The 8,467-nt window shown below is 65.6% G+C and carries 9 protein-coding genes and 1 pseudogene; 7 read left to right on the top strand and 3 right to left on the bottom strand.

Annotated elements, in window-relative coordinates:
* From Q8R73_RS19785 to Q8R73_RS19770, 4 genes and pseudogenes are all read left to right on the top strand, one after another.
* A pseudogene (locus Q8R73_RS19785) lies at positions 1 to 380 on the top strand (hypothetical protein); the annotation flags it as partial.
* A 15-nt stretch (positions 381 to 395) separates the two neighbouring features.
* Positions 396 to 2,033, top strand: coding sequence for a PEP/pyruvate-binding domain-containing protein (locus Q8R73_RS19780; protein WP_305721235.1), 1,638 nt, complete (start codon positions 396 to 398; stop codon positions 2,031 to 2,033).
* Positions 2,034 to 2,195: 162 nt separating this feature from the next.
* Positions 2,196 to 2,762 (top strand): glycosyl transferase, encoded by a 567-nt coding sequence (locus Q8R73_RS19775; protein WP_305721234.1) that lies wholly within the window; start codon positions 2,196 to 2,198, stop codon positions 2,760 to 2,762.
* An 86-nt stretch (positions 2,763 to 2,848) separates the two neighbouring features.
* Positions 2,849 to 3,775 carry a helix-turn-helix domain-containing GNAT family N-acetyltransferase gene (locus tag Q8R73_RS19770; protein WP_305721233.1) on the top strand — a complete coding sequence of 309 codons (927 nt, stop codon included), beginning with the start codon at positions 2,849 to 2,851 and terminating at the stop codon, positions 3,773 to 3,775.
* Between the two features lie 257 nt (positions 3,776 to 4,032).
* Here Q8R73_RS19770 and moaB read toward each other — a convergent pair whose 3' ends face one another.
* Positions 4,033 to 4,596 (bottom strand): molybdenum cofactor biosynthesis protein B, encoded by a 564-nt coding sequence (gene moaB, locus Q8R73_RS19765; RefSeq protein ID WP_305721232.1) that lies wholly within the window; start codon positions 4,594 to 4,596, stop codon positions 4,033 to 4,035.
* Positions 4,597 to 4,715: 119 nt separating this feature from the next.
* Positions 4,716 to 5,645 (bottom strand): neutral zinc metallopeptidase, encoded by a 930-nt coding sequence (locus Q8R73_RS19760; protein WP_305721231.1) that lies wholly within the window; start codon positions 5,643 to 5,645, stop codon positions 4,716 to 4,718.
* Between the two features lie 250 nt (positions 5,646 to 5,895).
* Between Q8R73_RS19760 and Q8R73_RS19755 the strand changes: the two genes are divergently transcribed.
* The 3 genes from Q8R73_RS19755 to Q8R73_RS19745 all read left to right on the top strand — a co-directional run bounded on the left by Q8R73_RS19755 (position 5,896) and on the right by Q8R73_RS19745 (position 8,282).
* Positions 5,896 to 7,029: a site-specific DNA-methyltransferase gene (locus Q8R73_RS19755; protein WP_305721230.1), complete on the top strand. Its 1,134-nt coding sequence runs from the start codon at positions 5,896 to 5,898 to the stop codon at positions 7,027 to 7,029.
* Positions 7,030 to 7,129: 100 nt separating this feature from the next.
* Complete coding sequence (locus Q8R73_RS19750) at positions 7,130 to 7,459, top strand: hypothetical protein (protein WP_305721229.1); 330 nt, start codon at positions 7,130 to 7,132, stop codon at positions 7,457 to 7,459.
* Positions 7,460 to 7,595: 136 nt separating this feature from the next.
* The gene (locus Q8R73_RS19745) at positions 7,596 to 8,282 is read left to right on the top strand and encodes a glutathione S-transferase family protein (RefSeq protein ID WP_305721228.1); all 687 of its coding nucleotides are present in this window, start codon (positions 7,596 to 7,598) and stop codon (positions 8,280 to 8,282) included.
* A gap of 50 nt (positions 8,283 to 8,332) precedes the next feature.
* Here the strand turns inward: Q8R73_RS19745 and Q8R73_RS19740 are convergent, their stop codons facing one another.
* Positions 8,333 to 8,452: a RidA family protein gene (locus tag Q8R73_RS19740; protein WP_371126138.1), complete on the bottom strand. Its 120-nt coding sequence runs from the start codon at positions 8,450 to 8,452 to the stop codon at positions 8,333 to 8,335.
* Between the last annotated feature and the right edge of the window lie 15 nt (positions 8,453 to 8,467).

Here is an 8,467-nt window from a genome sequence, read left to right as displayed (position 1 = left end):
AACAGGCGGCCTTCATCGCCTCGCTGGCGCCGGATGGCATCGATCCGCGTCTGCTCTCGGCACTTGCCGGACTGTGCGCTATCGCCGCCGGCGCGGCGGAAGCCGCGGCGTCCGGGCTTGCCGCCGCGATCGAAGTCCCTGAAGGCCGCCGCGCCGATTCCGAGGACGCGCTGGCCGCCGTCGTCCGCCTGATGGATGCCGAGCACGCCGCGGATTTGCGGGAACGCGATGTCACCACGCAAATATTCGCGGGCGGTTTCGACGTGGCCACGTCGCTCTCCGTTCTCGAACTGGCGCGTGCCATCGAGCGCGCCACCGACCGTCTGGCGGGATTCGGGCACCTGCTGCGACGGCACATCATGACCGATCTGGCCGCCTAGGAAGGAACTCAGCCCATGCATATCGTGCGAATCGGCGGACAATCGACCGGGCAGCATTCCGCCGTCACGATCGGCGCCAAGGCCGCGAACCTGGCGCGGATGGCGGCGCTCGGATTGCCGGTGCCGCCCGCCTTCGTGCTCCCGGTCAAGCTTTGCGCCGACATCATCGAACAAGATGCCCATGCCGAACGCCGCCTGCGCGAGGGGCTGAAGGAAGGCATCGCGTTCCTGGAGAGCGCCACCGGCAAGCGCTTCGGCGACGTCCGTTCACCGCTATTGGTATCGGTAAGGTCCGGAGCGGCGCGATCGATGCCGGGCATGCTGGACACCGTGCTCGACGTCGGCTGCACATTGGACGCCGTGCACGGGCTGATCCGGTCCACCGGCCGGCCGCGGCTGGCGTGGGATTGCCGGCGGCGCTTTCTCGAGAGCTACGGCGAGGCGGTACTGGGCCTCGACCCCGGAGCGTTCACCACGTGTCTCGCCGAGTTGACCGCCAGCGAAGGCGTCGCCAGCGACCGAGAACTGGATAGCGAGGCGCTCCAGCGTCTCGCCGCCGACGAGCAGGCGTTGATCGAGGACCGCGACGACAGCTGGCTCGAGGATGCGGCAGCGCAACTCATCGGCGCCGCCCGGGCCGTCTATCGATCGTGGATGAGCGAGCGGGCGCAAACCTACCGCCGTCTCCAGAAGCTCGACGATCTCAGGGGCACCGCGGTTACCGTTCAGGCCATGGTCTTCGGCAATGGCGGGCTTTCTTCCGGAGCCGGCGTCGCGTTTTCACGGGACCCCTCGACCGGCAAGCCTCATCCGATGATCGACCTCGTGCTCGATGCCCAGGGCGAGGACGTCGTTTCTGGCCGGCGGACGCCCGACACCGAAGAGACGTTCGCGCGCGCTTTGCCGGCGGCTGCGGTCGAACTCAACGACATTCTCCACCGTCTCGAACGGGAATTCGGCGACGTGCAGGATGTCGAGTTCACCATCGAAGACGGCAAATTGTGGATCCTGCAGACACGGTCGGCGAAGCGGACCCCGCGCGCGGCGCTGCGGATCGCCATCGACCTCGTGCATGAGGGACGGATCACGCCACAGCAGGCGCTGCAGCGGCTTGACGGCGTCGATCTGGACGCCCTTGTCGAGGTCTCCCTGCTCTCGGCCGACGATCCGGTCATTTCCGGAATCGGCGCTTCGGGCGGCATCGCGGTCGGCCGCGCCGCGTTCTGTTCCGAAAGCGCCGAGCGACTGGCGGCCGCAGGTGACCCGGTGATCCTGATGCGCCCTGACACCAGCACGGCGGATGTCGCGGGTTTTGCCATCGCGGCGGGCATCGTGACATCGGTCGGCGCCCGCACCGCCCATGCCGCGCTGGTGGCGCGTCAGATGGGAAAGCCCTGCGTGGTCGGATGTTCGGCCATGTCGATCGATGGCGAGGCCGACCGGGCGCGGCTTGGCAACGCAGCGATCTCGGGTAGCGACTGGATCACCATCGACGGCGACAGCGGCCATCTCTACTTGGGCCGGCGCCACACCACCGTGACGCGGCCCGAGGCAGAGTTGGCCGAAGTCGCCAGTTGGCGGTCCGGGGCTCATGAGCCGGGTGATGGCGGCCGCAAGCCAAACTTGGCCGCCCATCACACGGCCGCCGGATAGTCGGCCTCGTCCGAGCAACCGGCCGCCGCTCTCTCATCCCGAGCCGTTCCACCCGTCGGGCCCGTATGCCGCAAAAAGCTGCAACCGGGCAGGCTGATTTGAGTGTGACAAGGTGATAACAGTGCGGCGCTTCCCCCTCGCGCAAGGCACCGCAGAAACTCCATGCTCAGCATCATCATCCCCACCGACGGCGCCGAACGGCCGGCCGTGGTCACCCTTGCCGCGCTGGTGCCGGGCGCCGCAGCCGGCCTGGTACGCGAGGTGCTGCTGGTCGACCGCGCCGGCAACGGGGTGATCGAGCGCGTCGCCGATGTCGCGGGATGCCGGTATCTCGCGTTTGAGGGATCGCACGCCGCGGCGCTGGCGGCCGGCGCGCGGCAGGCGCGTTCGCCCTGGCTGATGTTCCTGCAGGCCGGCGCGGTGCTGGACTCCGGCTGGATCGAGGAAACCGCCCAGTTCATGCAGGGCGTCTCCAGCAGCGACCGTCCTCGCGCCGGGATTTTTCGATACGCCCGCTCACCCTATTCCGATGCGGGCTGGCGCGACGGGCTCAAATTCGTCGCGCGGCTGATCGCGGGACCGTCGGCGGAGCAGGGATTGCTGATCGCGCGCGATCATTACGAGACGCTCGGCGGCTACGCGCCGGACGTCCGCCGTTCCGAGGCCAGGCTGCTGCGCCGGCTCGGCCGCTCGCGCACCTTGCTGCGCAGCCGGATCATGGTGGCGTAGCGCAAATATCCTTGCCCGCAGTACCCGGCCAAAATGCTTGCCAGAGTCAAATAATTAATTGACAATGGCAAGTATTGAGGTGCGCGATGTCCCCAGCCGATTCCAACGACCAGATATCAGCGGTCCGGGCCTTCAACCGGTTCTATACCCGCAAGCTCGGGGTGCTCGATCAGCAACTCCTGAAGAGCCCGTTCTCGCTGAGCGAGGCGCGGGTGCTGTACGAACTCGCGCACCGGGAGGACGCGGCCGCCAAGGACATCGGGATCGAACTCGGGCTCGATCCCGGCTACCTCAGCCGCATCGTCCAGAAATTCGACGAAGACGGACTGATCACCCGCAAGCCGCTGGCTTCGGACCGCCGGCAATTCCGGCTGGCGCTGACCGCAAAAGGACGCCAGACCTTTGCCAGGCTCGAACGCAGCATGGAGGACGAAGTCGGCGCCATGCTGGCCTCGCTGCGTCATGGCGACAGCGACCGGCTAATCGCGGCGATGGCCGCCATCGAGCGGCTGCTCGGCACCACCGACGCAGCGCCGCCCGCGATCCTGCGCGATCCCCGGCCGGGCGACATGGGATGGGTGGTCCAGAGCCACGGCGCGCTCTATGCCCGCGAATACGGCTTCGATTCCTCGTTCGAGGGCCTGGTGGCGGAGATCGCGGGAAAATTCCTGACCTCGTTCGATGCCTCGCGCGAACGCTGCTGGATCGCCGAACTCGACGGCGTCCAGGTCGGCTCGGTATTTCTGGTCCGGCAGAGCGACACCGTCGCCAAACTGCGGCTGCTGCTGGTCGATCCGGCCGGACGCGGACAGGGTCTCGGTCAGCGTCTGGTCGAAGAGTGCATCGCGTTCGCACGGGCCTGCGGCTACCGCAAGATCACGCTGTGGACCCAGAGCATCCTGGTCGCCGCCCGCAAGATCTATCAGGACAAGGGCTTCGTGCTGGTGGCGACCGAGCCGCACCGCAGTTTCGGCCAGAGCCTGATCGGCGAGACCTGGGAGCGCGAACTGTGACGGGAATGCGCCGCGATACGCCGCGGCGCATCACGCCGGAACGCATGGCGTTCCACAAGCAACGGGCCAAACAACTGCGCGACGAAGCCTGGCGGGACAAGTGGCTCGCGCTGTGGGGGATTGCTGAAAAAGATCGCGCGGCTGCAGTAGTCGTCATTCCGGGGCGCGTCGCAGACGCGAACCTCAGATGCGCAATTGCGCATCGGGGAATCTCGAGATTCCGGGTTCGATGCTTCGCATCGCCCCGGAATGACGGATCAGACCGACGCGCCCTGCGCCTTCGGCCGCCGCAAATGCTCATCCAGCCGCGGCATGATCTCGACGAAATTGCACGGCCGCGTGCGATAATCGAGTTGCGCCGCCAAAATGCCGTCCCAGCCGTCGCGGCAGGCGCCCGGCGATCCCGGCAGGCAAAAGATGTAGGTGGCGCCGGCGACGCCGGCGGTGGCGCGGCTCTGGATCGTCGAGGTCCCGATCTTGGCGTGGCTCAGCATGTGAAAGGCGATGGAGAAACCGTCCATGCGCTTTTCGAACAGCGGTTCGATCGCCTCCGGTGTGACGTCGCGGCCGGTAAAACCGGTACCGCCGGTGGTGATGATGGCATCAATGCCGGGGTCGGCAATCCATCGCCTGATGATGATGCGGATGGCGTCGACATCGTCGACGATGATCTCGCGCGCCGCCAGCAGGTGACCGGCGGCGACGATCCGATCCGCCAGCGTGGTTCCGGATTTGTCATCCGCCAGCGAGCGGGTGTCGGAAACCGTCAGCACCGCGATGTTGAGCGGGACGAATGTCTTGGTTTCGTCGATGGAAGACATTTGCAAACCCTCATCCGTCATTCCGGACAGACCGCGCAGCGGGCTGATCCGGAATCTCGTGCACGCCTTGTCAAGATTCCGGGTTCGCGCTTGCGCGCGCCCCGGAATGACCTCGATTGCTACAGCACTCCCGCGCCGAACGTGTTGCAGGACTGCACCGTGCCCTGCTGGTAGCCGGTCATGAACCACTGCTTGCGCTGCGCGGCGGTGCCGTGGGTAAAGGAGTCGGGCACCACCCTGCCCGTCGCCTTGCGCTGCAGCGTGTCGTCGCCGATCGCGGCGGCGGTCTGCAAGGCCGCTTCGATGTCACCGGGCTGGACGAAGCCCGGACGCTTCTTCTCCTCGCGGTTGACCCAGACGCCCGACAGGCAATCGGCCTGCAGCTCGACCTTGACCTGCAGCGCGTTGGCTTCCGCCTTGCTGCCGGCCTGCTGCTGCATCCGGTTCACGCGCGGCAGGATGCCGAGCAGGTTCTGGACGTGATGCCCCGCTTCATGGGCGATGATGTAGGCCGCGGTGAACTTGCAGGCGTTGCCCGAACAGCCGCGAAACTTGGTTTCGACCTGGCGGAAGAACGCGGTGTCGAGAAAGATCTGCTTGTCGGGCGGACAATAGAACGGTCCCATCGCCGACTGCGCCATGCCGCAGCGCCCGCCATTGGTGGCGTTGCGAAACAGCACGATGCGCGGGCCCTTGTAGGTTTGGCCGCTGGCCTTGAAGATCTCGTCCCAGCGATCGTCGATTTCGCCGAGCACGCCGGCGATCATGCTGCCCATCTCGTCGGTCGGCGGACCGGTCTTGGCGGGCGCGGACTTGCGATCGGATTGATAGGACGGCGCCTGACTGCCGCCGGTGAGAATCTCGGCGCCGCCGATCAGGATGCGCGGGTCGATGCCGAAGGCGTAGCCGACCAGGCCGAGCACGATGATGGTGCCGATGCCGAGCCCGCCGCCGCCCATCCGCATGCCGCCACCGCCGCCCATTCCGCCGCCGCTGTCATCGCGACGATCGTCGATATTGTCGCTGCGGCGGAAGTCATCATAACGCATGGCGGTATTTCCTCATTCCAGCCAGATGGCGGCGCACTCGCCGACACCTAACGCGGCAATCGGGTAAAATTTCCATTCCATTAATCAATAACCTGCCCGGCAATTATTGCCTAGCCATCAATCAACGGCGGGCCTCGCGCAATACCAGCGCTCGATAACCCGGTGTTTACCTCGGCACGTCAATGTATGGCCAGTCGGTTGTTTAGTCCCGCGTCGCCGACAGCGTCGCCTGAGTCAGAGTAATTGAGTCATGGTTGAGTCGCGTCGCGGGGCGTCTGCAAGGGCGCCCCGCACACAATTTGAGTCCGAGTCGAGTGCCCGTATCGTCGTAGGCGATTGCGTCGCCGAGATGTCGAAGCTTGCCGCAGGTTCGGTCGATCTGGTGTTTGCAGATCCGCCGTACAATCTGCAGCTCAAGGGCGACCTCAAGCGCCCCGACGAATCCCATGTCGACGCCGTCAACAACGACTGGGACAAGTTCGCGTCCTTCGCCGCCTATGACGACTTCACCCGCGCCTGGCTACTGGCCTGCCGCCGCATCATGAAACCGTCGGCGACGCTGTGGGTGATCGGCTCCTACCACAACATTTTCCGCGTCGGCTCGATCATGCAGGACCTCGGCTTCTGGGTTCTCAACGATATCGTCTGGCGCAAGACCAATCCGATGCCGAACTTCCGCGGCCGCCGCTTCACCAATGCCCACGAAACCATGATCTGGGCGGCGCGCGACGAGAAGGCCAAGGGCTATACGTTCAATTACGAGGCCCTGAAAGCCGCCAACGAGGACGTGCAGGCGCGTTCCGACTGGCTGATCCCGCTGTGCACCGGCGACGAACGCCTCAAGGGCGCCGACGGCAAGAAGGTTCATCCGACCCAGAAGCCCGAGGGCCTGCTGGCCCGCGTGCTGCTGTCGTCCTCCAAGCCCGGCGACCTCGTGATCGATCCGTTCAACGGTACCGGCACCACCGGCGCCGTGGCCAAGCGGCTCGGCCGCCGCTACATCGGCTTCGAGCGCGACCAGACCTATGCGAGCGCGGCGGAAGCCCGCATCGCCGCCATCGAACCGCTGCCGGAAGCCACCCTGGCGCCGTTCATGACCGCTCGCGATGCGCCCCGGGTGGCGTTTTCCGAACTGATCGAGCGCGGCATGATCTCACCCGGCACCAAGCTCGTCGATGCCAGGAAGCGTCACGGTGCCCTGGTGCGCGCCGACGGCGCCATCATGCTCGGCGACAAGGTCGGCTCGATCCACCGCATGGGCGCGGTGGCGCAGGGCTCCGGCGCCTGCAACGGCTGGACCTTCTGGCATATCGAGACCAAGAAGGGCCTCAAGCTGATCGACGAGTTGCGCGCCGAAATCCGCTCCGGCATGGCAGCCGTGTAATTTCTGCCGCTGCCGCGCCCTGTTCAGCCTCGATTCCTGCTATAAGTCGCAGCGTCCGTACTCCGCACCGGCCGTCATTTTCGGCCAGATGGAGGATCCGATGCGATCCCGAGCGTCCGAATCATTGATCGTGCTGCCGTTGCTGCCGATCTTTCTGGTCGGCCTGCCGCCGATGCTGATGCTGAGCTTCCTGGGCTTCGCTGGTCTCGTCATTCTCGGCGTCCTGCTGATCTGCGTCGGCCTCTCCGGCGGGCTGGACGCCAGCAACGCCTTCAACGAGGAAGTCATCGTGCGCGGCTATGCGCGCCGCTCGGAACGGGCCGCGCAGACCTCGAACCTGCATTCGGCGATTCGTTTCGCAACCATGATGACGGCGACCGGGGCCGGGCTCATCGTCGCCGGGGTGGTCGGGTTCTTCTGGTACGGCTGATCGGCGCGCCGTATCCCCACGGGGCGCCTCACGAACTCGTCGGTTGCGCATTCCACGAAATGTGAGCATTCAGATGCCGTCCGCGGCAGTGTGGCCGCGTCCCGATTTTTTCGGCAACAATGGACAAGGGGGTTAAATGCTCAAATTCTACTTCAACGGATCGCCCAACCCGACCAAGGTCGCGCTCTTCCTCGAGGAAGCCGGCATTTCCTATCAGCCCGTCGCCGTCGATACCCGCGCCGGCGACCAGTTCAAGCCGGAATATCTCGCCGTCAATCCGAACGCCAAGGTGCCGGCGATCGATGACGACGGCGTCAAGGTGTTCGATTCCAACGCCATCCTGCTCTACCTCGCGGAAAAGACCGGCAAGTTCCTGCCCCCGACCAGCCCGGCCAACCGCGCCGAGCTGCTGTCCTGGCTGATGTTCGTCGCCACAGGCGTCGGACCGTATAGCGGCCAGGCCGTCCACTTCCGGCACTTCGCGCCGGAGAAGATCGACTATGCCCACAACCGCTATCAGTTCGAGGCGCAGCGGCATTTTGGCATCCTCAACGACCGTCTGGCGGAGCGCCGCTACATGGTCGGCGACACCTACACCATCGTCGACATGGACGTCTGGGGCTGGGCCCGCATGATCCCCTTCATCATGGGCGACGACGCCTCTGCCAAGTATCCCAACGTCAAGCGGCTGGTCGACGAGATCTCGGCACGGCCGGCAGCGGCCAAGGCGATCGCCCTGAAGGACAATTTCAAGTTCAAGGCGGAAATGGACGACGAGGCGCGCGGCAACATGTTCAAGCACCTCGCGGTGAAGGCGGCCTGATATCTATTCTCGACAAGCAAAACGGCGCCCTCGCGGGCGCCGTTTTCGTTTCAGTCGTCGAGCGCGGCAATCGCCTCGATCTCGATCAGCCAGCCCGGCCGCGCCAGCCGGGTAACGACCACCAGCGTGCTCGCCGGCGGCGTTTTCGTGTTGACGTAACGATCGCGGATCGCGCGGAACTTCGG

It is taken from the genome of Bradyrhizobium sp., from assembly GCF_030697065.1.
GTDB lineage: Bacteria > Pseudomonadota > Alphaproteobacteria > Rhizobiales > Xanthobacteraceae > Bradyrhizobium.
The sequence above is the reverse complement of the archived record's forward strand: the minus strand, read 5'-3'. Positions and strand labels throughout refer to the sequence as shown.